Source organism: Candidatus Hydrogenedens sp. (assembly GCA_035361075.1).
GTDB lineage: Bacteria > Hydrogenedentota > Hydrogenedentia > Hydrogenedentales > Hydrogenedentaceae > Hydrogenedens.
The window spans coordinates 98,116-121,531 of sequence record DAOSBX010000004.1 but is presented as its reverse complement, the minus strand read 5'-3'; the positions used below and the strand labels follow the sequence as shown (position 1 = coordinate 121,531).

22 protein-coding genes and 2 tRNA genes are annotated in these 23,416 nt (G+C 36.7%); 12 read left to right on the top strand and 12 right to left on the bottom strand.

Annotated features, from left to right (window positions below):
* The 3 genes from PLJ10_02315 to PLJ10_02305 all read left to right on the top strand — a co-directional run.
* Positions 1–405, top strand: a 405-nt coding sequence (locus tag PLJ10_02315) for a tetratricopeptide repeat protein (protein HOK08476.1), incomplete at its 5' end; no start/stop codon positions are given.
* A 36-nt stretch (positions 406–441) separates the two neighbouring features.
* Positions 442–1,308, top strand: a complete 867-nt coding sequence (locus tag PLJ10_02310) for a hypothetical protein (protein ID HOK08475.1) — start codon at positions 442–444, stop codon at positions 1,306–1,308.
* A 211-nt stretch (positions 1,309–1,519) separates the two neighbouring features.
* Positions 1,520–2,449 carry a hypothetical protein gene (locus tag PLJ10_02305; protein HOK08474.1) on the top strand — a complete coding sequence of 310 codons (930 nt, stop codon included), beginning with the start codon at positions 1,520–1,522 and terminating at the stop codon, positions 2,447–2,449.
* A gap of 61 nt (positions 2,450–2,510) precedes the next feature.
* Here the strand turns inward: PLJ10_02305 and PLJ10_02300 are convergent, their stop codons facing one another.
* Positions 2,511–2,795, bottom strand: coding sequence for a hypothetical protein (locus tag PLJ10_02300; protein ID HOK08473.1), 285 nt, complete (start codon positions 2,793–2,795; stop codon positions 2,511–2,513).
* 279 nt (positions 2,796–3,074) lie between these two features.
* Between PLJ10_02300 and PLJ10_02295 the strand changes: the two genes are divergently transcribed.
* Positions 3,075–4,019, top strand: coding sequence for a type II secretion system protein (locus PLJ10_02295; GenBank protein HOK08472.1), 945 nt, complete (start codon positions 3,075–3,077; stop codon positions 4,017–4,019).
* A gap of 17 nt (positions 4,020–4,036) precedes the next feature.
* Here the strand turns inward: PLJ10_02295 and PLJ10_02290 are convergent, their stop codons facing one another.
* The 6 genes from PLJ10_02290 to PLJ10_02265 all read right to left on the bottom strand — a co-directional run bounded on the left by PLJ10_02290 (position 4,037) and on the right by PLJ10_02265 (position 10,567).
* Positions 4,037–4,975: a radical SAM protein gene (locus tag PLJ10_02290; GenBank protein ID HOK08471.1), complete on the bottom strand. Its 939-nt coding sequence runs from the start codon at positions 4,973–4,975 to the stop codon at positions 4,037–4,039.
* A gap of 45 nt (positions 4,976–5,020) precedes the next feature.
* The gene (locus PLJ10_02285; protein ID HOK08470.1) at positions 5,021–5,200 is read right to left on the bottom strand and encodes a 4Fe-4S binding protein; all 180 of its coding nucleotides are present in this window, start codon (positions 5,198–5,200) and stop codon (positions 5,021–5,023) included.
* 198 nt (positions 5,201–5,398) lie between these two features.
* A complete protein-coding gene (locus PLJ10_02280) occupies positions 5,399–6,067 on the bottom strand; it encodes a rhomboid family intramembrane serine protease (GenBank protein HOK08469.1) in 669 nt (222 codons plus the stop codon).
* Between the two features lie 21 nt (positions 6,068–6,088).
* Positions 6,089–7,219 carry a sugar phosphate nucleotidyltransferase gene (locus PLJ10_02275; protein ID HOK08468.1) on the bottom strand — a complete coding sequence of 377 codons (1,131 nt, stop codon included), beginning with the start codon at positions 7,217–7,219 and terminating at the stop codon, positions 6,089–6,091.
* 79 nt (positions 7,220–7,298) lie between these two features.
* Positions 7,299–9,137 carry an N-acetylmuramoyl-L-alanine amidase gene (locus tag PLJ10_02270; protein HOK08467.1) on the bottom strand — a complete coding sequence of 613 codons (1,839 nt, stop codon included), beginning with the start codon at positions 9,135–9,137 and terminating at the stop codon, positions 7,299–7,301.
* A 104-nt stretch (positions 9,138–9,241) separates the two neighbouring features.
* Positions 9,242–10,567 carry an MATE family efflux transporter gene (locus tag PLJ10_02265; GenBank protein ID HOK08466.1) on the bottom strand — a complete coding sequence of 442 codons (1,326 nt, stop codon included), beginning with the start codon at positions 10,565–10,567 and terminating at the stop codon, positions 9,242–9,244.
* 177 nt (positions 10,568–10,744) lie between these two features.
* Between PLJ10_02265 and PLJ10_02260 the strand changes: the two genes are divergently transcribed.
* Positions 10,745–11,221 carry a helix-turn-helix domain-containing protein gene (locus tag PLJ10_02260; protein HOK08465.1) on the top strand — a complete coding sequence of 159 codons (477 nt, stop codon included), beginning with the start codon at positions 10,745–10,747 and terminating at the stop codon, positions 11,219–11,221.
* A gap of 45 nt (positions 11,222–11,266) precedes the next feature.
* Here PLJ10_02260 and PLJ10_02255 read toward each other — a convergent pair whose 3' ends face one another.
* Positions 11,267–11,653, bottom strand: coding sequence for a polymer-forming cytoskeletal protein (locus PLJ10_02255; GenBank protein HOK08464.1), 387 nt, complete (start codon positions 11,651–11,653; stop codon positions 11,267–11,269).
* Positions 11,654–11,708: 55 nt separating this feature from the next.
* A complete protein-coding gene (locus PLJ10_02250; protein HOK08463.1) occupies positions 11,709–12,722 on the bottom strand; it encodes a peptidoglycan DD-metalloendopeptidase family protein in 1,014 nt (337 codons plus the stop codon).
* A gap of 439 nt (positions 12,723–13,161) precedes the next feature.
* Here PLJ10_02250 and PLJ10_02245 point away from each other — a divergent pair, with 439 nt between their 5' ends.
* The 5 genes from PLJ10_02245 (at position 13,162) to gpmI (ending at position 17,089) form a co-directional block, all read left to right on the top strand.
* A complete protein-coding gene (locus tag PLJ10_02245) occupies positions 13,162–14,223 on the top strand; it encodes a M42 family metallopeptidase (protein HOK08462.1) in 1,062 nt (353 codons plus the stop codon).
* 224 nt (positions 14,224–14,447) lie between these two features.
* Positions 14,448–14,523 (top strand) — tRNA-Phe (locus PLJ10_02240).
* 46 nt (positions 14,524–14,569) lie between these two features.
* Positions 14,570–14,645 (top strand) — tRNA-Thr (locus tag PLJ10_02235).
* A gap of 162 nt (positions 14,646–14,807) precedes the next feature.
* The gene (locus PLJ10_02230; GenBank protein HOK08461.1) at positions 14,808–15,386 is read left to right on the top strand and encodes a response regulator; all 579 of its coding nucleotides are present in this window, start codon (positions 14,808–14,810) and stop codon (positions 15,384–15,386) included.
* Positions 15,387–15,466: 80 nt separating this feature from the next.
* Complete coding sequence (gene gpmI, locus PLJ10_02225; protein ID HOK08460.1) at positions 15,467–17,089, top strand: 2,3-bisphosphoglycerate-independent phosphoglycerate mutase; 1,623 nt, start codon at positions 15,467–15,469, stop codon at positions 17,087–17,089.
* Between the two features lie 37 nt (positions 17,090–17,126).
* Here gpmI and PLJ10_02220 read toward each other — a convergent pair whose 3' ends face one another.
* The 3 genes from PLJ10_02220 to dtd all read right to left on the bottom strand — a co-directional run bounded on the left by PLJ10_02220 (position 17,127) and on the right by dtd (position 19,959).
* Complete coding sequence (locus tag PLJ10_02220; GenBank protein HOK08459.1) at positions 17,127–18,491, bottom strand: hypothetical protein; 1,365 nt, start codon at positions 18,489–18,491, stop codon at positions 17,127–17,129.
* Between the two features lie 65 nt (positions 18,492–18,556).
* On the bottom strand, positions 18,557–19,510 hold the full coding sequence (locus PLJ10_02215; GenBank protein ID HOK08458.1) for a methionyl-tRNA formyltransferase: 954 nt from the start codon (positions 19,508–19,510) through the stop codon (positions 18,557–18,559).
* Positions 19,510–19,959: a D-aminoacyl-tRNA deacylase gene (dtd, locus tag PLJ10_02210; protein ID HOK08457.1), complete on the bottom strand. Its 450-nt coding sequence runs from the start codon at positions 19,957–19,959 to the stop codon at positions 19,510–19,512. Before dtd ends, PLJ10_02215 begins: the two co-directional genes overlap by 1 nt.
* Before the next feature lie 107 nt (positions 19,960–20,066).
* Between dtd and PLJ10_02205 the strand changes: the two genes are divergently transcribed.
* On the top strand, positions 20,067–21,245 hold the full coding sequence (locus tag PLJ10_02205; GenBank protein HOK08456.1) for a M28 family peptidase: 1,179 nt from the start codon (positions 20,067–20,069) through the stop codon (positions 21,243–21,245).
* A gap of 58 nt (positions 21,246–21,303) precedes the next feature.
* The gene (locus PLJ10_02200; protein HOK08455.1) at positions 21,304–22,674 is read left to right on the top strand and encodes a phosphomannomutase/phosphoglucomutase; all 1,371 of its coding nucleotides are present in this window, start codon (positions 21,304–21,306) and stop codon (positions 22,672–22,674) included.
* The last annotated feature ends 742 nt before the right edge of the window (positions 22,675–23,416 follow it).

Below are 23,416 nucleotides of genomic sequence, written 5' to 3'. Positions count from 1 at the left end.
AAGGCACGGCAGTGGTATGAGAAGTCTGCGGAAAAAGGCAATGCTATGGCGATGTTTAATTTGGGTTTGATGTATTATGAAGGTCTTGGTGTCCCGCAGGATTATGATAAGGCACGACAGTGGTTTGAGAAGGCAGTGGAAGAAGGCAATGCCGGGGCAATGATGCATTTGGGAGATATGTATGGAAATGGTGAAGGTGTTCCAAAGGATAGGGTATTAGCATACGCATGGTATACCCTTGCAATGAAGTATGGTGGAGAGAGTAGCGGTATATATAAAGATGCGAAAAACGAAAGGGATGGATTGTCGGGTCGGCTTTGGGGAATTAGTAATAATGAGATACAGGAAGCGGAGGAACTGGTAAAATCATATACACGTGGAACAATCCTGAGAAGGAAAAAGTAATCGAGAAGATAATGTATATAGGAATTATATAAAAATATGAGACGTTTTTCTTGCAAACAAAAGGTTTTATATTTATGTGTTTTTATAGGTTGTTTAGGCACTTTGGTTCAACCTGTTAGTTATGCACGGAGTGATTACAATAAACATAAATTGGATTTTTATAGCGTATTGGGTATTTCTTCAGAAAGGGGGGGAATGTTGGAACCGCTTTTTAGAGAATTACATGATACGATAGACCAGAAAGGTGGGAATAGTGAGTTTATTCGGGAACTAAAAAATAAATTTGGATTAAAGTTTGGAGGGGGAACAAAACATCGGTATATTTTTCATTGGGGGTTTAACATAGACTTAAAATATCATAAGCCCCTTATGGATGCGTTGGAAGAAGAATTTATGGAGCAGGGATTAGAGGGAGATGAATTGGACGAGAACATAGAGGAAGCGTTGGATTTTATTAATGAGGAACGGGCTCGCCAAAACAGGAAATTAATCCAGCGGTGTGGAGAAATAACAGGTTTGCCACGGGATATGTCCGCAGGACTGATAACGATTCTGTGGGATATACATATACTATCGGATTATTTGGACAAAGAGAAAGAAGGGTTGCTTTCCTTTCCTAAATTGAGTAGTGATTTACGTAGTAAAGGTCTGGAGAGGCTATTCGAACAGGATTGTCGTAATAGTGATTTTGGACAGAGGTTTAAGCAGGTAGTTAATCAACTCGATAATATTTATAGAACTTATAACTCAGAAAAAGGGTGGGCATGTGAATATCTAAATTTTCTGTGTGGATATGATGATTGCAATAACCAGATTTTGAATGGCAAAGGGGCATTGGCTGATTTATTACGAAACTCAAAAGTAGTTCGTGGCATATTAAGCAAGAAGGGGATAGAGTTATAGTCTTTGTGGATGTGATTTATAAATAGTACCATACCACGGGATGGATGGAAAGTATCGGTAATTTGTGAATTAACTTTTTTGATGAACAAGAAATTTTATATAAAATTGCGAATCGTGTTTTTAAGGGTTTTATATGGGGTGTTTTAATGGAGTTTTATGTTAAACTAAATAAGAGAGATTTGTTTTTCGTTTTAATAAAAGGAGAAAGAATATGAATTGTGGCAGATACATAGAAATAGCCGTTTGTAGTTTAAGCATTGGGCTATTTTTATTCCTCAGTACCTCTGTGTTCGCTCAGATGTATAATAGTAATCCATCAAAGAACGCTTTGGATTTGTATGGAGGTAAGGTTTTATCGGGTGATCAACTTACGGTGGGTGGACGCAAATTGAAGAATATTCAACCACATTATGGTGGGCAAAAAATTGACGAACAGGCTTTGTATAATCCGTATCTGGAAGAGGCTTTTAGTATCATGGGAAAACCTCTATTAACACCGAATCCATATAGTTATCCACGGCTGATTCAACCGCATGTATATAATCAGGAGCCGCTAAACAGGAATACGTATGTCCCTCCATTGACATTTGAGCGGTATTATGCTCCCAAAAAGGATAGTTTGTCCGCCCTTAAAGCGAACAAGAGGGAAACGGCATCGTTTTCGCCAATAATTTCTGCTCTTGTTGGGGTTATTGATGCTTTGTATCATGGGAAGAAAAGTGAGAAGGAAGGAATTTCAGGGGTTAAACGGTTATCTTTAAGTGGATGGTATGGAAATATTCAGACGAGACAGGGACAAAGTGGTAGTTTTAATTTTCGAAACACGAATGGCGAGACCGTTTCGGGAACATATTATATGAGTGGTTCACAAATCCGATTTAATATCGATTGTTATAGTTCGGGAAATAATGAGTATTGGCAGGGGAGTAGTAACCAATGGGGTTCAGGTAGTAGCATTAATATACGTGGCAAATCTGGTTCAATCACAGGTTCATCTTCATCTTTTGGTGATGATATGTATCGCTACCGATTTAATGCTCCTGACCGAGTTTATGATGTAGAAATCCGTAATACAAGTAAAAGTTCCCAAACCATTCGTGTAACGGGGAATAACACAACCCACTGCGGTTATATCAATTAACTGCTCCACTCATACTACGAACTGAACAGATAAGAACGAATTCTAAAAGTCTGTTTTCGGATTAATCTAAGGTTTCTTCACTTGATTCTTTTGTCTTTTTTACCGAATTTTTTTTTGTTTTCTTCGGTTTTTTCCCGACAGTTTCAGGAAGATTGGAATAAAAATATTTGCCCAACTCCAAGAGTGCCCCTAATTTAATCATAAGTTCATCATGTAGTTCCAGCTCATATTCTGCAATCTTTCCAAGAAAGTTTTCCCAGTCAGCATGGTCCCATGTGCCCTTTTGCTTGACAACAAATTTTGCTGCCTGCTCAAAAATTTGTTCGACAGAGTGTTTTGCTCCCATGATTCACTCCTTATCTTAATGGTTATATTGTATTAAGTGCATTATAGCATGTTATCAAGACAAATAAAAACAATTTTATAAACGAAACTAAAAATAATTATTCCCATTTTTATTTGCACATTTATACTATGAAGACAAACAAATATTTGTTGTAAAAGAAAACGAGAAAATGAGAATAAAAGTTGATAAAAATTTTTAAATTTGCCCAATCGTTATTGTTATATGTTATTATGTATAATAGACAGAGCAAGCCGTAGTTGAAATAAAGAGGATTACTATATGAAAAAGAGGTTATTTGGGTTTACACTTATTGAATTGCTAACCGTTATAGCTATTATCGCTATTCTTGCTGGCTTTACTTTTGCTGTTTTGCCTCGTATCCGTGAACGTGCGAAATTACGGCGGATGGATAATACATTTCTCCAGATACGAACTGCTATGACGGCGTATTTTACGGACCATAACACATATCCGCCAGGTTATGGTTTTGTAAATTGGCAAAAACGAGATTTTCAGTCTGGACAAATTCCTGATGATGAGTTATTTATGTTGAGACCATATACTGCTCTTTTGAAGGTTCATGGAAATCGTAAATATATGGACGAGTTTTCGGAAGGGTTTGATACCAATCGTGATGGTAGAATTAGTCTTATGGAATTTTTGCCTATGGGGTCAAAAAGTCAAGCAACGGGTGTGTATTCATTTCCGACAGAACTTTATCGAGGTAGTAACAATCCTGGGGGCGAGTTAAATCGATTGGCTGAGATGGACCAGCGTCCGTTTGTATATGCTCCTATAAATAAAAGGCAATTTCAGAAGGCACGTCGTTATTGGATAGAAAATGGTTATTTTTATGCTGAGGCATGGGAGTCAAATCATCCGTTACTTCAAGATGTAACTTTTCCGCCATCTGTTTATGATGCATTTGTATTAATCAGCGTTGGACCAGGTGGTTCAACGGGTGGTGTTGTCCCTGAACCATTAGGTACCGAACCTCCGAGAGATGTGTATCATATTCTTGCATTAAGGACTTACTTTTTGGCTACTCGTGACTTAAATGATAATGGAGAATTGGATTTCCATTTTGAATCTCGAAGGAAAGGTGAGGCGGCGTTGGAGTATGAGGTAGAGGTAAAACCAGGCGTGAGACTTCATGCTACAAATAAACTGCCGAAAGCAGATGAAGCAAATAGTTGGGGTCCTTATATCTTTATTGTTGAATAAAAGCCATAAGATATTAATTATTCTGGTTTTATAAAACGGTAAAGTTCTCTTCCACGGATATTAAAGGATTCAATTCTTTTTTGGTGAAGCAGGTCTTTTAATAAAGGGTGTATGTTGGTTTCTTTTGTATTTAATGCAAATGATAATTCTGTAATAGAACAAGGATGCCGTTGTAGTATCTCTAAAATATCATTTGCTGAAATTATTTTTTCATCTTCTATTGGATTATTCTCAATTCCTGCTGGGTACTCTGCTATAACTTCTGCGGTAGGAGTAAATAGGGAAGAGAATTCTTCGAGTTCTGGTACAGTTAGACCTGAGATAGAAGAGTCGGCTGGCGGACGAGTTACTGTGTTTAGATGGATACGGTCAGGATTGATGCGAGCGGAACATTGAGCAATTTGAATTACTTCATCTTTTGTGTCTGTAATACCACGAACTAAAAGGACCTCTAACCATATTTGTCCTTCATATTCCTTCCGAAACTCAATTAGACCGTTTAAGAAAGTATCAAAGTCTATACCTGGGACAGGTCTGTTTACCCTCTGAAATACATATTCATTTCCTGCATCTAAAGATGGGCAAACCACATCTGCCTGTTTCAGTTCTTCTCGAACTTCTTGGCGGGACATTAACAATCCATTTGTTAAAACTACCACTGGGATAGAAGTTACTTTTTTTATTTTGGAAATAACCTGTCCCAATTCTAAACATAACGTTGGCTCGCCGGAACCGGCCAAGGTTATATAATCTGTTTTAGATGTCTGTAATTTCTGAAGCAGTTCCTTAATAATTACTTCCGGAGAACAAAATGATGCACGTTCCAGCGATTTACAAGTAGTAGGTCCTAATTGGCAGTAGATGCAATCTTGAGAACATATTTTAAATGGTACCGTATCAATACCCAAAGATTTCCCCAATCTTCGGGAGTATACCGGACCAAAGACATAATTCATACTGTTATCTTTTTATGTGAAATTAAGGAATTACACCTTATTTTTTTATTCAGGTAATGAAATGGCTTCGGAAGGGCATTCATCGACACATGCACCACAATCACCGCATTTATCAGGGTCGACGACTGCCTTGCCGTCATCGTTTAAATGAATTGCTTCTGTTGGGCACACGTCAACACAACTACCACAACCAGTGCATTTTTCTGGGTCAACAATCGCTGCCATTGCCTTTACTCCTTATCTTGAATTTAAAATAAAAAACCTTATAGCGTATACAAAAATTCCCGACTAAACATATATGGGGAAGAGTAATGGTGATATTATAACAAAATTTCTTTGCTTTTTTCTAACATGGGTTTACTGTTATATTTTATTGAGTTTTGGGGGGAAAGAATTTATAATCTTTTGGTTTGACGTATGTCTTTATAAATACATATCTGTATCAGATTCATCGGGTTCTTCTTTTTTAAGGAACAAGGGAAGTAGGAGGATGCCTGCGATAAAACCGCCAATATGTGCCCACCATGCAACACCTGCAACATCTTCATTACTTGCCATTACTATGAGCCCATTCATTAATTGGATAAGAAACCATATAATTCCAAATACAATCGCAGGTACTGTTATAGAGTAAAGGTAAATGATAATAGGAACTACACACCAGATTCTTGCTGTTGGGTATAAGAATAAGTATGAACCAATAACGCCGGAGATTGCTCCGGATGCCCCGACACAGGGAACGGTAGAACTGGGTTGTGTTATTGTATGTATTAAACCAGCACTAATACCACATAGTAGATAAAAAATTAGGAAACGTCCATGCCCTATACGGTCTTCGATGTTATCCCCAAAAATCCATAGAGCCCACATGTTTGATATTAAATGAAGTAAGCCTCCATGCAGAAATTGATGTGTAATAAGCGTTATAAACCGAAAGTGAGCAGGAACTATTCCTAATATAGAAAACAGTTGTAGCAGTTTTTGTTCTTGGAAATCAAAATATTGAAAATAAATAAACGTGTTAAAAGCAATTAAAGAAATCACCACAATTGGTGTACTTTTCCGTGGATTATAATCTCTTATAGGAAACACAGTTTAACCAATCTTGATATTTTATTGTTCATTATTTTTTTTGGATTGTTTAAATTTTTCTAAAAGTTGTTTTAAGTTTTGTGCTTCATTTTTATTCATAATAAGGACAACACCATTTGAAACAGCCACAACCAGATTTTCTATCCCTAATGTGGTTATTGTTATTGGGATAGTATCATCATTGTAGATAATAGAATTGTTGCTCTTTAAGCAGACTGAATTGCCATGAAGAATATTTCCGTTTTCATCCTTAGGCAAAACCCGTTCTAATGATGTCCATGAACCTAAATCGTCCCATTGAAATATTGCCTCTGCTACAACTACGTTGTTTGTTTTCTCCATCAGGGCATAATCAATTGATATATCAGGTAGATTGTTAAATACAGCCTCTACCTTTTCTGAATCGTTGTTTATGACTGCATTTTTCATTTGTATGATGGAATCCCAATGAATGGGACTTGCTTTATGAAGTTCATTTAGAAATGTTTTTACGTTCCAGAAGAACATACCACTGTTCCAGTAGAAATTTTTCGATTTGATGTAACTCTTAGCAACAGTTTCTTTTGGTTTTTCGTGGAACTTTTTGAGGGGGTATATATTGATGTCATTAATATTAATTTTCTGTTCGTGTATGGCTTCGATGTAGCCAAATCCAGTTTCGGGGCGTGTAGGGGGTATTCCAATAATTCCAAGAACATCATGCGTTGCTACGTATTGAATAATGACATTTGCTACTTTGACAAAGTTCTCAAGTGGTTCAATCCGCTGGTCTGCGGTAAGAACTGCCATAGTAATATCTGTTAAGTCTTGTTGTTTAGCAAGTAAGTTCGCAAGCACAAAGGAAAGGCAACCAGCAGTATTTCTACGGCATGGTTCAGCAAGAATTTGGGAAGGTGGTAATAATCCTATTGTTTCAAATATAGGTTTAAGTTCTTTGGATGTGGCGATGTATATGTTTTCTAAAGGTGCAATTTGAGTAGCACGTTCTAAAGCATCTTGAATCAATGTATTATTATTAGTGCCGAATGGTAGAAATTGTTTGGGCTTGTTCGGTTGAGATAATGGCCAAAACCGTTCACCAATTCCGCCTGCCATGATAATTGCACATGTCTGGTTTGTCGATATTGTTTCTGATGGTTGTTTTTCACTCATTTTGTATCATCCTACAAAAGGTACATAATCTATTCATTATAACAAAGATGATTATTTTCTGATGATGTAGAATTGTTTCTTATTGTATTTCAAAATATTGTTCGATGGCCTCAGCAATAGCCTCTGCCATTTTCTGTCGCCAGACAGGGTCAGCAGAATTTTTTAAGTCTGAGGGATTGTTTAAATTAGCACATTCAATTAACACTTTCGTTGGTATCTCGGTATTTCGTAGGATAGCTGGAACAAAAACACTTCTTTTTGATTTACGTATTACATTTCGGATAGCCGGTCCTTCATTATGAATGGCAATATCCTTTCTACGTGCGGATTTTATTAATATTTGTGCAAAGGTGTTAGAACGAGCTTCCTCTTTGATAAGCTGAGATTTTGTGAGTGTTTTTGGACGATATTCTTTCCATTCTTTATAAAGGTTGTATTGGAAACCTTTATTCATTGGTGGGATGTACTCTGTCCCATGTCGATAATTGGCACCAGGAGTATAAACCATCAATCCTCGCATTGACGATTTATATAAAAAATCGCAATGGATGCTAATAAAAATCATTTTATCTCTCGAAATCCCTGCCTTTTCTTCTTTCCTCATGATGCTATTTGCCAAAAGCCACCGAAGATTTGCTGATGATGAAAAATCTTGGGGATTACAGGGGGGAGTTGTTAATACCCATTCATCAGTGTCGTGAATAAAAGTTCGTTGGTTGGTCGGTTCAAATCCTTGGCTTTTATCTTTAAGAGTTATATAGGTTTTGGCTTGGGTTTTCTCTTCAAGATATTTTTTTAATCTGCATGCAATATCATAATTAACCTCATCTTCAAATATTTTTGCCTTATAGCAAGGAGCCCCATGGTCTTTTCCTCCATGACCAGGGTCGATAATCACTATTTTCCCTTTTAAGGTTGTTTTTACAGTGGAATCTTTTGTTTTTTTCTTTAACCGTTCTGTTTCTTTTTTTACTTCTTCGGCAACACGTCGTTCCTCTGTGTATTTTGGCAAATAATTATCGCTAAGCATATCTAAAGGTATTTTTATAGTTGTTCCAGGTTCTAATGAGCGTTCTTGAACGATTTTGCTTCGTTTTTTGATAATTTCACATGCTTTTAGAATGTCTGCATTTTCAGAGTAATCTGTGAATCGGGCAACGATGCGGTAAAGTGTTTCTCCCTGTTTTAGACGGTATATTGCATACTCTCCTTGGCTATCTTTTCCATAAGTAAGTTCGTTTGAACTTGTACCATTATATTCAATTGGTGTTTGTGTTTCTATCTTTTCATCAGCGACCTCCAACGGAACTAATGTAGGATATGATGGCTGTTTTTGTTCCTTGATTTTTGGTTTTATTGATACTAATTTTGTTTTTAGTTCTGGCACAAGATAATGTGAGGGGAAAAATATAGTTTCTTCTTGGTTTAAGGGTATTTTCACTTTTTTATTTTTCGGAGATTTTAAAATCTCATCTGTATGGCCTGTGTCGCCTGTTAGAGCGAGTGTCCATAGATTTAATGAGGTATAATCAAACATATAACCTTTGGGAACAGTATGAGTCCAGCCTTCCGATTCTTTTAGGTCATCTTTGAATAAAGTCCAAAAAATATTAGGGTATAACGACAATTTAACTTTATTTAAAGGAATGGCACAGCTTTTTAGTTGTGAATATTTTTGAGCATCTGAGGGTGTCGCAAGAATAGAAGTTAATGATTTGCTTAACGGTTTATTAGGTATAGCAAAACATTCAAGAAAAATCTGATATGAAGGACGGCACACTGCAACGATGCCCTGCTCTAATTCCGCTCGAATTACTCCAACCTGACCCTGTATAGAACCAGTCAGGAATAGGTAAAACAAAATGGATATTAACAATCCTACCTTTATATTATTTACTCGTTTATCAATTCCAATCAATGCGAATCCTATTTCAAAATTAAACGTTTAAATTTCATAGAAATAATACATTACATAGGGGACTATATTCATCTTAAGAGAATTGAACAATATTATAGGTTGCTTTATGATGAAGCATTATTTTCAGAAAAGATTACAATTGTTGACCACTTACCTGAAATAAATCGGTAGAGCAATGTGATACTCAATACAAAAATATATATTGTTGCAGAAATCCATGAACCTAAAGCCCCCCATCCTAATACAAAGCCCATAATAATAGAGAGGGGTAAAAAGAAACTATAGGCATTGAGTACCATAGCCCACATAACCCATTTGGTATCACCTGCTCCACGTAATGCACCTAAACAGACGATGTTAATTGCATCGAAGGCTTGGAATAGTGCTGCCAAAATGAGTAATTGGTGTCCGAAATGGATAACCTCTGTGTCTTTACTAAAAATGAACGTAATAAGTTTTCCACCAAAAATAGCAAAGACCAACCCCATGCTTGCCATATACACAATACATAAAAAAATAGCAACATATACTCTTTGACGTGCTACTCGAATCTGTTTTCTGCCAAGCCATTGACCTACAATCGCTGATATACCAATACTTACTGCTACAGCAGGCATGAAACATAAGTGCATGAAGCTAATCGCAATATTATGAGCAGCGAGCGGTACAGCCCCAAATCTGCCGATGATAAAACTGGTAAAGATACTCCAATTACAAATATCTAAGAACATACTCAAACCAGCGGGAATACCTATGCGAATTAATTCTTTCATTCGCCGATAGTCGAATCGTCGATATGTTCGGGTTCCATAAGTTCGATGAATAGAAGGTTGGATAAATAGAATAAAAAGGAATAAGGTCTGAACCCACTGGGAAATAATCGTTGCTAAACTTGCACCTGCAATTTCCAACCGAGGAAAACCAAACTTGCCGAAAATCAGGAGATAGTTAAGCAATAAATTTAAGATGTTTCCTAATATTGCAGAGTACATTGGTATCCGTGGTTTACTAATTGAAGGGAAAAATGAAGCTAATGCAGAGCCCATTGCCATCGGAGGATAACCTAAAAGTCGTATACGGAAATAAATTAACTCCTGACGCGTTACCTCAGGACTATGTTTCATGAGGAGGAAAAGAGGTTCGGAGATGAGCCCAAGAATACCTGCAAGTAAAATTGACCCTAATGCCAAGTATATTCCTTGCCAGGTATATCTTGAGCAATCTTTCCATTGCTGGCGACCATATGACTGAGCAACAAAAGTTCCTGAACAACCTACGATACCTAATAATAAGGTGCTTAATGTATAAGACCATATTCCAGCTGAACCGACTGCTGCTAATGGTATTGTTCCTAACCGTGAAACCATCCATTTATCGCAGAACTCCATGACCGTGTATGAGAGTGAACCTAATACAATTGGCCAGGACATAAAAAAAACTTCACGGACAGAATCCCACCATGAAAAAGGATTTTTTATATTTTCGTTATAATTGTCCGACATAATATTTATATAAAAAGATAGATATTTTTTAGTTTATGGTTTTTGTTGGTATGTATTATACTATTATAGGTAGTCTGTTTATAAAAGATTAAAGAGGAGCAATTCATGGCTCGTGTTAAACTAAATATCCGACAGCCAATAAATCAACTTACTCTCAAGACGATGTTAGAGGCACGTGGACATATTATTTCTGAAGATGCCTCAGATATATTTATTACAGATGATTATGGAATAGCTCTACGTTATGCATCATCAATGCCAACATTAGTACTTGCTACTGCTCAACGAATTGGTGAGGCTGTTGAATTAATGAAGAAAGGTGTTTATGGTTATATCTTTATTCCATTTCAGCCTGATGAAGCATGTTTAATGATTGAACGTGCTTTAGGTTTATGGGGATTAAATAAGAGAAAGCTAAGGAATGAAGAACGTTCCCTAACAGAAATTGAAACTGAGGTTATTTTGCAAACGCTTGCTGAGTGTCACTTCAACCGTTCTAAAACGGCTCGTCGCCTTGGTATTGGTAGAAATACCCTCTGGCGAAAATTAAAAAGGATTAAAATGAACAGAAAGACAGATTAACACCGCCAGATAATATAAAGATATTTTTAATTAGCGAACACAATGTTATTTATTAGGTTGTGAACTATTGGGTGTTGTTGTCGGTGGCTTCATTGTACACTTGCCCTCAAATACAACGCCTTCGGCAATGCTTACCCGTGGGGCAGTAATGTCACCCATAACCTTACCTGATGCGGTAATCTCTAATCGTTCTGTTGCAAAGATGTTTCCCTGAACCTCTCCACTGACAATGACTTGAGACGCACGAATCTCCGCTTTCACTTTGCCGTTATCGTTTATAACAACAGTTTCTTTGCTGTTGATTTTTCCGATAACTTCTCCTTCAATACGGATGGAACTTGATGAGTTAATATCACCGTTCACTACGGTACCTGGACCAATAACACTTGATATATTCATTTCATTAGGACCTTTCTTACGAACATCTAACATAACAATTTCCTATCTTTTTTCTTAAACCTGGAAAAAATATCAAACGCTACATTTGTTATCTGTTTAGATATTTTAATGGATTTGTAGGTGCATTTCCAACTCGAACTTCAAAGTGGAGATGAGGCCCTGTACTTCTACCTGAACTACCTACCGCTCCAATTACTTGTCCTTTTTCTATTTTTTGCCCAACATCTACACTTATTTTGGATAAGTGAGCATACACTGTTTTAATGCCTTCCCCATGGTCGATAATTACAACATTTCCATAATCACCATCTCTTCCTGCAAATGTTACGACACCTTTGCCTGCGGAAATAACTTGTGTTCCATAAGGTGCAGATATATCAAGCCCATCATGGTGTTTGATACGATGTGTAAATGGGTCACGACGATAACCAAAGTAAGACATTAACTTACCCATACGTCGTGCGATAGGCCAGCTGGTAGGTGTCCGTTCAATTTTGGCATTCTGGATTTCAATACCTTTTAATAAATCCTGTAAACCTATTTTACGGAGGGCTATCTCCTGCAAGAGTAAATCAGCGGATAAGCGTCCAGAGCTCCGTAATAGTGTGGGTATAACAAAGGAATTTCGGCTTGAAGACATGCCAATATTGTGGTTGCTGGCTACTGGACCACCTTTTCCTCTTTCGTTGTTTGAGGAAATATTAGCCGTTGGGGCTTTGTATCTCGGGGTAAGTCCTGTTGCCTGGCGTGCTTTTGTCTCTATTTCTAACAATTCGTTTAATTGAGAGGTAATAACAGCGATTGTTGATTCATACTCAGAACGAAGCTGATTTTCTAACTTACGAAGGTCCTCTTCTGTCACAGGGTCTACAGGTACAGAATTGGTGGTTCCATTTCCTGTAGCATATTCTAAATTGCGATTAATTTGCTTCAATTGAGTAAGGTGAGTAGAAATGATACACTGCCGTGTGTATAAAAAGGAAGTGAAAAAGGTAAGAACAGCTATCAATACTAAGATAAATCCTAATACCCATGGAGAGAGTCTTATATGTATCTTTTCGCCTTCCTTCTTCGGAAGCCTAAGTATCGTCCATGATTTCACGCGCTTCGGCTCCTATGGAAAAAGGTTAATCCCTTCTCCTCAATTATTTTTATACGTACTCTTTGTCTATCCAAAATCTCATAACCTAAAATTTAACATTTTATTACCCTCAATGTCAAATGAAAAATTCAAAAATTTAAATATATGTAACATTTTCTTCGTATAATTGTATATATATGATAAATAAAGAGTTAACGAGAAGTAAAAAAATTTAAAACAAAAAAGGAGAATTTTAAGGTATAATAAATACGAGGTGGAAATCAAAAATAGATAATTGTTAGACATAAAACAAAAGTTCTTCTTCATAGAAGAGGGAAAGGGTGTGCCTGTGTTTTTTTATATTTTCAGTTTCTGTCAACAATTATTTTCTTTTCTAATTGTGATATAATTTGATAGTGTTACTTTATAAGGTTCTCAATGTAAACAGAGGAAAAGGATTATGTTGTCTCCACAGGCAAAAGATTTTCTCTATGACTTGCTTCAAACGCCAAGCCCTTCTGGTTTTGAGGTTCAGGTACAGGAAAAATGCCGTGAGTATATGAAGGATGTGGTTGATGAAATTTACAAGGATGTTCACGGTAATCAATTCTATGTTCTTAATAAAGATGCACCGTTTAGGGTAATGCTTTGTGGGCATGTAGATGAAATTGGCTTAATGGTAAACGCGATTGATGAGCAGGGGTTTATAAGAGCTGTAGCTATTGGCGGAGTGGATATTGCTGTTTTACCAGGACAAAGAGTTGTTATACATGCAGAGAAAGGTTCTGTGTATGGAGTGATTGGGAGAAAACCAATACATTTAACTCCAGAGAAAGAACGAGACAAGGCATTTGAGCTTCACGACCTCTGGATAGATATTGGTGCTAAAAACAGAAAAGAAGCAGAAAAGATGGTATCTATTGCCGACCCTATTACTTTAGATGTTCCTATTCGTGAGCTTAAAAATAACCTGATAACGGCACGTGGATTAGATGACCGTATCGGTGCTTTTGTTTGCCTTGAAGCGGTGCGGAATTTGGCAAAGCAAAAGGTAAAGGTCGCTGTATTTTGCGTTACGACTGTTCAAGAAGAAATAGGTTTGCGTGGTGCTATCACCAGTGCTTATGCTTGTGAGCCTCACACTGCTATTGCAGTTGATGTTGGTTGGGCAACAGACCATCCTGGGATAGATAAAGCAAGGTATGCTGAGATACAATTAGGCAAAGGACCAATTATAGATAAAGGTCCAAATATAAATCCGAAGGTTTTTGAAGGAATAAAAAAAGTAGCAGAAACAAATAAAATTCCATATCAACTTATGCCTGCCCCAAGAGCCACAGGGACTGATGCCAATGTTATACAACTTAGCCGTAAGGGGGTTGCAACAGGTTTGATTGGTATTCCTAACCGATATATGCATACCCCAGCGGAAATTATCTCTTTAAGTGATGTTGAAAATGCAATTAAACTGATAAAATATTGGATACTCTCTCTAACACCGTCTACAACCTTTATCCCATAACATGTGTAATTTAGAAATGGGTATTTCTTTTCTTTTTAGGTATTATCTAATGAGTTCTAAACAAGATTTTTTTAACAAATTTATTTTGTTTAAATTTTAAAATTGAGACTAAGAAAATATTTTTGATACGACAAATGTATTCGATTACAGCATATTGCGGTATTTTAGATAGATAATTTGTGAGTTGAAATTGATTTTTTTTCATGATATAATTATGGTCGGTTGCCGAGGTAGCTCAGTTGGTAGAGCAGCGGACTGAAAATCCGCGTGTCGGCGGTTCGATTCCGCCCCTTGGCACCATTTTTATTCATTAGATGTACAATTTAATATCCCTGCTTTTTAGTAAGCTGGAATAGCTCAGTCGGTAGAGCGGGTCACTCGTAATGACCAGGTCCGGGGTTCGATTCCCCGTTCCAGCTCCATCCTATAATTTATGTCCCTTTCAATAATAAAAATAATTGTCTAAATATCAATTAAAAAAATTTTTTCGTAGAATCTTAAAAAGTTGAAAAAAACAATTTTTAATCTGTATAATTAGTGAAAATAATCAATAAAATCAATCAAAACTATTGTGAGGATAAACCATGGAATCAAGACTTTCTTTTAGTACATCAGAAGTTGCGAAGTATTGTCATGTAACAGCAGATACGATTCGGAAATGGGCAGAAGCGGGTAAAATCCGTGTATTTAAAACTCCTGGAGGACATCGAAGAATTCGTAGGGATGATTTACTCCGCTTTTTGCGGGAGAATAATATGCCTATTCATGAAGATCTGGGAAATGCGGGAGTAAAAATACTTGTTGTTGATGATGAAAAGGCAGTTATTTCCGTTATTCGTAGATTTCTGGAAAGAGCCCAGACACCGTTTCAAATAGAGATGGCGATGGATGGATTTGATGCGGGACAGATGGTTGCAACTTTTCAACCTGAAATTATTTTTCTGGATTTGAGATTGCCTGGTTTAGATGGTTTTGAAGTGACCCGACGGATTAAATCAAATTCTGAAACGTCGCATATACATATAATTGCGATGACGGGGTATTATCAAGGGGATGTAGCGAATCGAGTGCTTGAATTGGGAGCGGATATGCTACTTCAAAAGCCGTTTACACCAGATGATTTGAGAAAAGCATTAGCAAAAGTGGGTATAGAAGTTAGTTAATTTCACATCTCTATTTTATATTCATCTTCTCGAAATGTAAGTAGATTATTCTATTAAAGATTAATGAGGTTTTTATTATCATGAAAATGAAGCCATTAGAAAAGTTAAATAAGTATGTACCTTTTGCGGGACCGTTAGTCCTTGTTATAATGGATGGGATTGGTATAGGGAAGCAGGATGAAAGTGATGGAGTTTATATGGCAAATACGCCGATGTTAGATGCTTTGTTTCAAGAGCCATTATTTGTGAGTCTAAAAGCACATGGGACTGCTGTAGGTCAGCCGAGTGATGAGGATATGGGGAATTCGGAAGTTGGGCATAATGCGTTAGGAGCAGGACGTGTCTTTGCACAGGGGGCACGACTTGTGAATGAAGCAATTGAGGATGGAAGGATTTACAAGGGGAAAGCATGGCAAAATATTATGGAGCGGGTTCGTCATGGAGGGACATTGCATTTTATTGGGTTGCTGTCTGATGGGAATGTCCATAGTCATATTAATCAGTTGTTGGCACTAATCAAACATTGTGCTGAGGAACGGGTTCCGAAGGTACGTGTGCATGTTTTAACTGATGGCAGAGATGTGGCTGAACGGAGTGCATTGGTATATATAGAAACGTTAGAGAATGTATTGGCTGAATGTAATCGAAGTGGTTTAGATTACCGTATAGCCTCTGGTGGTGGCAGAATGATAGTGACAATGGACCGATATGAGGCGGATTGGCGAATTGTAGAGCGAGGTTGGAAAGCACATGTGTTAGGAGAAGGAAAACAATTTACATCAGCAAAAGAGGCAGTTGAGTTTTATTATCAAGACCCGACTGTAAATGACCAATTTTTAGGTGAATTTGTTATTGTTGAAAAAGGTAAGCCAGTAGGAACAATTGAAGATGGGGATGCAGTGATTTTCTTCAATTTTCGAGGAGACCGAGCAATAGAATTATCACGTGCTTTTGAGGAAGATAACTTCCCATATTTTGACCGTAAACGCCGACCAAATGTTTTTTATGCGGGTATGATGCAGTATGATGGTGATAAATTTATTCCCAAGAATTTTTTGGTTGAGCCTCCACAAATTGAAGGGACAATTAGTGAATATCTTTGTGCAACTGGTGTTAAAAGCTACGCTATTTCAGAGACACAAAAGTTTGGACATGTTACTTATTTTTGGAATGGCAATAAGTCGGGATATGTAGACCCTAATTTAGAATTATTTGAAGAGATAACATCAGACCAGGTGCCATTTCAGCAAAGACCGTGGATGAAAGCGGGGGAGATAACGGATGCGGTGCTGAAGCAGGTTGAAGGGGGGGATTTTAAGTTTATACGGTTAAACTTTGCAAATGGTGATATGGTTGGACATACAGGTATAGCCCCAGCAGTGATTATTGCAGTAGAGACGGTAGATTTGTGTCTTACACGGATATATAATGCGGTTAAAGCGGTAGAAGGTGTTCTTGTCGTTACCGCAGACCATGGGAATGCAGATTTATTATTTACGGAGAAAAAAGGCAAACGTGAACCACATGTAGCACATACATTAAACCCTGTGCCATTTATTATTAAGGATTTCTCGCAGAAAAATTCCTTCCGTTTAAGTGGAGTAGAAAAGCCAGGCTTGAGTAACGTGGCAAGCACACTTTGTAATCTTTTAGGCTATAAAGCCCCAGAGGAATACGACCCATCCTTAATTGAAATTGTTTAAGAGTCTGACCTGTCTGACCTGTCGGGCAAAACGTATTTCAATTAAATAATTGTGATAATAATTTTCTTGAAGTCTGGACAATTTTTATTCCAGCATTGGGTTCCATAAAACTACTGCGTGCAGTGAGTATTTCGTAACCTCCTTCATCAAAGGCTTCTGGTGTCGGACAGTATCCTGTGTATCCATTTGAAACTTCGGCAATCATGGTATATTTTGACGGAGATGATTTTTTAATATCTAATCCTAATCGGCAGAATAATTCTGTCGGGTTACACACAATTGCTAAATCGCCAATTCTTATAGCAGTAATTTCAACATCGACATTACCACCCATTTGATTTTTCATTTTTCTTAACAACTTAATTTCTCTATCGTATACTTCTGATTGGTCAGAACCTAAACCTGTTTTTACATGATATTTCTTTTCGTCTATATCGCGGATAGGAATATGAATAGTTTCTGTTGCTGTGGCTATTGTTGCAGTGTCTTGAGGTTTTGTCCATAAGTAAAGTTGATATACTTTACAAGCAAGAGTTTCTCCTATTCTCTTTGACCATTCCGGACCGGATTCGGGCGGTTCTTCCTCTCTCAGATTATTTATTTGTGTTACATCACCACACGCACCATTCAGAAAGGCGATTGAAACTGTTTTCCCCCATTGTTTTCGTAAGAAGTCACGAAGATAATGGATATAATCGGCTGAGTAAAAAGCACCACTGAAAACAGTGCCATGCAAGGCATAATTAACAACAGCACCTAATAATGTCCCGTCTTCTTTTGTAATAAACATTGCTAATACCTGCGGGTCTATGGGTCCTGCAGGAGCGATAATCTGTGGATTTTTACGGCCTGGGTGTGTTACTACCGTTCCATCTTTCATATAAAATCTACGATTGAATGCAATCCCTTCCTGTTCCCCTTCTGCAAAGGCTATTTTTACTTTTGTAAGATTATTCCATGCTGTCTGGATACTTTCAATAATTTTTGTTTCAACTAAGGAACAATATTCGGGGTCACGTTCAGATAAAAATACAACAATGATAGGACCACCATGATGTGTATGGGATGCGGAAATAATGATGTTTTTTGCAGGTATAGGGGTTATTTTTGAAACTTTTGTCCGTACATTTTCTACGATGTCACTCGGAATAAACAAGGCGTCGATAGCAACGATGGCTATTGAGCCACTTTCATTTTTTAGAACAATTGTGTTTAGTTCCAGAGGATCATGAGTACCTTTAGAAATAGATTTTTTGAAACCACCAGGCATTTCTTTCCCTGGTTCAGGGGTAATGTCCACAGTTGCAGAACCAGCATACAATCCTTCATCTGCACATAAAGGGAAAGACATCGTAAGTATTGTTATCAGGAGAAATGAAATGTGAATTGTTGTTTTAATCATCTTCTATATTCCTTCTATTAATATCTTATCTCTATAGTTGAATCTCTTAATATAACTTTATTTGCTTAATTTTTATTTGACTCCAATCGTTCTCCTTCTCTGATGATATTTTTTCTTGGCCAAGGCAACATAATAGGTTTTAAAGTGAAAGCAGTGAGAAGAGTTATGGAGCCTTCAGCTGTTGCAATTTCAGCAGGAAAACGAGGATAAATAACAGTTCCTGGGGGTACAGGAACCTCTTTTTTATTTACTCGAACGCGAGTGACATATACATTTTTATTATTATGAGAGAAACGTGGCACGATAGTTTGAGATAAGGCACGAATTTGTCGGTCTATTTCAATTGCTGGGACATCCCACTGAATAATTGCATCGTTTAGGGTAGGTTTTGGGTCGTAGGTAGCGTTTTCTGGGTTTTGTGGTTCGCCATGGAGGCCTTCTTGCTCGATACGATTGATAACATCAACAACCATTTCCCCAGCAAGTTCTGACGCCTTACAATAAATGGAATATGCGGTATCGGTATCTGTAACAGGGAACGACTTCTGTTCGATGATAGGGCCAGTATCAATTCCTTCGTCCATAATGTGAAATGTTACGCCAGTTATGGGGTCACCTTGCCGTACTACTGCATAAAACGGATTTGGTCCTCGATGTCGCGGTAGTAATGACGAGTGAACATTTACACATCCGATGTTAGGTAATTTTAAAAGGTTCTTTTTATAAATAATACCAAAACCACCTGTTAAAATAAGGTCTGGTGATATATCTTTTAGTGGTTGTAAATCAGCGTTATCCATTTTATCAATCCAGTACACAGGTATGTGATTTTTTTTAGCAAAACGAAGAATGCTGTCTCCTCCTCCGAAATGTCCTAATACAGTAGAATAAAACAACCTTTTTAGTCCTTTTGCCTGTCTGCCATTTTGAAGTATGCCGATAATTGTATGACGACTATTCAATAATGGAGTAGCAAGACATACTCCTAATTTTCCTGTGCCTGCTAAAAGTATCCTCATTAAAACACCTTTTTAGAATCGATTAATATCGTAACTGGTCCATCATTAACCAATGAGACAAACATGTGTGCTGCAAATACACCTGTTTCAACGTGAAATCCTTTGTCGCGAACAGTCTGGACGAACTTTTCATAATAAGGCACTGCTTTTTCAGGTCGGGCTGCAGTGCTGAAAGAAGGACGTCTTCCGCGTCGACAATCTCCGTGAAGTGTGAACTGAGAAACAACTAACATTTCACCTTTTACATCATATAAAGAAAGGTTAAATTTACCTTCCTCATCATTAAAGATTCGAAGTTCCGTTATTTTGTTTACAGTATATTCGATATCTGCCTCTGTGTCTTGTTCATCAACGCTTAAAAATACAAGTAGTCCCTTACCGATTTTACCAACGGTTTGATTATCAACATCGACACTTGCAGAAGTTACTCTTTGAACAACGGCTCTCATATACTCCTTTCTAAGCAAATAAAATAATTGTGTTATACTTAATTTAATACCAAAATGTTATTTTTATTTAATTATAGTTATCATGCGTATAAAATAAAAATTGGAATATGGATAGCCTAACACGAATAACAGAAGATATAAATTACCTTGCAGGAACGACCTTTACACGTCGATATGGAACGGAAGGAGAATTGATAGCCTCCGAATATATCCGCAATCGGTTATTGGAAATGCAAATTTTAACGAAGGTGGAGCCATTTACATGTTCACGTGAGTCATATCAGATATTTTCACTTTACTGGATAGAGTTTATCTTTGTTTTTCTGTTGTCCTTTTTTATACCTATGGCAGGATTTATTTATGGACTATTGGTTATTTTCCTCTATTTCTTAGAACTGGTAGGTTATTTTAGTTTGTCCCAATATCTTTCAGAGTTTCAGTCTCAAAATATCCATGGAGTTATAAAAACACAACACGATTTTGAGGAGCCAAAATGTAGAATTGTTTTCCATGCAAATTATGATTGTGGTGTATCCCATTTTTTGTATTCTACATCTGTAGTGCCATTTTTGCCCATGATTCATAATGCTGTTGTAATAAGTATGCTTATTATAGTTGGAACAAGTTTAATAAATAGTTTGTTTGGAAAAGGTATAGAGGACAACACTATCATCTTGTTGTTAGAAGTTGGTGCAGTTATTTTTCTGGCTACATTAGGGCTGATAACCTTTATTTCAACATCAAATCAAGAGGATACTCGTGGAGCCAACTTTAATGCATCAGGGGTTGCCAGTGTCCTTGCTATTGCGGAGTATTTTTCAAAACAGCCAATAGAAAATATAGAGTTACATTTTTTGTTTACTGGTGCTCATCAATGTTGGATGTCAGGGCTGAGGCATTTTTTGAAGACCAATCATATTTCTAAAACCGATTCATTGATTATAAATATTGAAGGAGTAGGTACTGGAGATTTATATGTCCCTCTTAAAGAACAAACTGTTTTTTCGTTTTCTGTGGATAAACAATTAAAGGAAATTATAGAAAAAGTTGGGGCTAATTATGGGGTTAAGACAGTAGAACATTTACAGATACCGACGTCGTCATATATCACATTAGCATGGGGTTATAAAGGTTTTACAATTATAGGTTTGGATAAGGAAGGGAACCCTGTTTATTTAAATCGCCCTGAGGATACAACATTGAATATAGAAGAGAAGCAGATAGATACATCAGCGAAATTTGCATGTTCTTTTGTGAAAGCATGGATTGGGAATAATAGGTTTTAATAAACGTTATTATATTTATTACAATATAAGACCACAGATAAATAGAAGGAATGTTTATATGCATGTAAATCCGAATATTTTTCGTGAATATGACTTACGTGGGATTGCAGGTGAAGATTTAACTGAGGATATTATGGAACTGTTGGGGAAAGCGTATGTTGCATATATGAAAGCGAAACGGGCAGTCCGTAATAACCTTGTAGTTGTTGGTAGAGATGGTCGGGTTAGTAGTAAAAGTTTTAGCCGTGCTTTGATTGATGGGATTACAGAGGCGGGAATGAATGTCATTGATATTGGTGAAGTACCAACACCTTTAACCTATTTTGTAATGAATACGCTTAACGTGGATGGTGGGTTAATGATAACAGCGAGTCATAATCCTGGAGAATATAATGGGTTGAAAATAGGTGTTGGGAAAACAACTATTTATGGGGAGCAAATCCAGGAATTCCGTAAGTTTGTAGAGGGCGGTAATTTTCCTATTCGTAAAAAAGATGTGTGTGTTACGAAGGTAGATATTGTGCCAAAGTATGAGAAACGAATATTAAAAGATATTAAATTAAAACGAAAATTAAAAGTGGTTGTGGATGCAGGTAATGGAGTTGGCGGTGTAGTTGCGGTTCCATTATTTAGAAAATTGGGTTGTGACGTTATTCCTTTGTATTGTGATGTGGATGGTAATTTTCCAAATCATCATCCTGATCCAACCAAAGAATCTAATTTGAAGGAATTGATTAAAACAGTTAAGAAATATAAAGCGGATGTCGGTATTGCATTTGATGGTGATGTAGACCGTTTAGGTGGATGTGACGATAAAGGAAGAATGTTGTGGGGTGACCAACTATTGGTGTTGTTTGCTCGGGATATATTAAAAGATAAACCTGGAGCGACGATTTTAGGTGAGGTAAAGTGTTCGCGGAGTATGTATGAGGAAATAAGAAAAGCAGGTGGAAATGCAGTTATGTGGCGGACGGGACATTCACATATCAAATCTGCCATGATTAAGTTAAAGGCACAGGTGGCAGGTGAAATGAGTGGACATATCTTCTTTAAACATCGCTGGTATGGTTTTGATGATGCAATTTATTCGGCATGTAGACTTCTGGAACTCATTGCTAATGGAGATAAACCGCTAAGTGCGTTGTTGAATACTATTCCGAAAAGGCATTCTACACCCGAACTGGAGTTTCCGTGCCCAGATGATAAGAAATTTGATGTGGTTGCAAAGGCAACGAAACATTTTCAGGAAAAAGGGTATGAGGTAATAACTATTGATGGGGCACGAATTGAATTTCCAGATGGTTGGGGACTCCTTCGTGCATCTAACACATCACCAAAGTTAGTAATGCGGGTGGAAGCAGATACCCCAAAACGAATGAATGAAATCCAAAAATTAATTGAAGATGTCGTAAAACAGATTCGTTCGTAATCTTAATATTTTGTTACCTTATTGTATATCTTAGACCTGAATACCTAATGATAATAATTTCTTTAATATAAAAGATTTTGTTTTTCTCGCAATTTCAATAATATTTTTCGTTTCCTTTAATGAGGGAAAATAAAAATCGTCGGGATATCTTACCTTAATTGCATAAGACGATAATATATCAGCATTTATATCAAATAAATTTTCAAATTCTTTATCAAGTTTTGCACATTCCTTTATAAGGAAGGCTATATCGTGTGTTTTACTAATCTCTTTGTTATTAAAAACAAGAAGAGCCCGTCTAACCATTGTAGTTAAATTTATTTTTTCTTTTCTTGATAGCTTCTTTAATTAATATAAGTATATCTCAATCATTATCTTTATTGTATTTACCTGTAACTCTACTTCCAAAAAGGATAATATCTACAAGAGTAAATCCTCTACTTACAATTTCATTCTTGATAGTTAACTTTATTTTTTCTTTATGAATATCCATAAATAATGTTTTTTATTTACCTTACTAATCGTTATTTTAGAAAATATTATTTAGTAATGGCATTAATATATACCTATGAAGGGTCCAATACGAATAGATACAACAAAACAGATTTTTACTCAATATCTATAACGAATGTGATGAAGTCATATAAAAAGCATATTACTTTTTAAACTATTATTTTGATTGCGATAATAGAATAAATGATGAAGTAAATATTTCATTGGTACTACTCAATATATTTATAAA

Bases quoted from the DNA above. Each gene is read 5' to 3' on its own strand.
- PLJ10_02310 (HOK08475.1), top strand. From the start codon at position 442: ATGAGACGTTTTTCTTGCAAACAAAAGGTTTTATATTTATGTGTTTTT.
- PLJ10_02305 (HOK08474.1), top strand. From the start codon at position 1,520: ATGAATTGTGGCAGATACATAGAAATAGCCGTTTGTAGTTTAAGCATT.
- PLJ10_02300 (HOK08473.1), bottom strand. From the start codon at position 2,795: ATGGGAGCAAAACACTCTGTCGAACAAATTTTTGAGCAGGCAGCAAAA.
- PLJ10_02295 (HOK08472.1), top strand. From the start codon at position 3,075: ATGAAAAAGAGGTTATTTGGGTTTACACTTATTGAATTGCTAACCGTT.
- PLJ10_02290 (HOK08471.1), bottom strand. From the start codon at position 4,975: ATGAATTATGTCTTTGGTCCGGTATACTCCCGAAGATTGGGGAAATCT.
- PLJ10_02285 (HOK08470.1), bottom strand. From the start codon at position 5,200: ATGGCAGCGATTGTTGACCCAGAAAAATGCACTGGTTGTGGTAGTTGT.
- PLJ10_02275 (HOK08468.1), bottom strand. From the start codon at position 7,219: ATGAGTGAAAAACAACCATCAGAAACAATATCGACAAACCAGACATGT.
- PLJ10_02265 (HOK08466.1), bottom strand. From the start codon at position 10,567: ATGTCCTGGCCAATTGTATTAGGTTCACTCTCATACACGGTCATGGAG.
- PLJ10_02260 (HOK08465.1), top strand. From the start codon at position 10,745: ATGGCTCGTGTTAAACTAAATATCCGACAGCCAATAAATCAACTTACT.
- PLJ10_02255 (HOK08464.1), bottom strand. From the start codon at position 11,653: ATGTTAGATGTTCGTAAGAAAGGTCCTAATGAAATGAATATATCAAGT.
- PLJ10_02245 (HOK08462.1), top strand. From the start codon at position 13,162: ATGTTGTCTCCACAGGCAAAAGATTTTCTCTATGACTTGCTTCAAACG.
- PLJ10_02230 (HOK08461.1), top strand. From the start codon at position 14,808: ATGGAATCAAGACTTTCTTTTAGTACATCAGAAGTTGCGAAGTATTGT.
- gpmI (HOK08460.1), top strand. From the start codon at position 15,467: ATGAAAATGAAGCCATTAGAAAAGTTAAATAAGTATGTACCTTTTGCG.
- PLJ10_02220 (HOK08459.1), bottom strand. From the start codon at position 18,491: ATGATTAAAACAACAATTCACATTTCATTTCTCCTGATAACAATACTT.
- PLJ10_02215 (HOK08458.1), bottom strand. From the start codon at position 19,510: ATGAGGATACTTTTAGCAGGCACAGGAAAATTAGGAGTATGTCTTGCT.
- dtd (HOK08457.1), bottom strand. From the start codon at position 19,959: ATGAGAGCCGTTGTTCAAAGAGTAACTTCTGCAAGTGTCGATGTTGAT.
- PLJ10_02205 (HOK08456.1), top strand. From the start codon at position 20,067: ATGGATAGCCTAACACGAATAACAGAAGATATAAATTACCTTGCAGGA.
- PLJ10_02200 (HOK08455.1), top strand. From the start codon at position 21,304: ATGCATGTAAATCCGAATATTTTTCGTGAATATGACTTACGTGGGATT.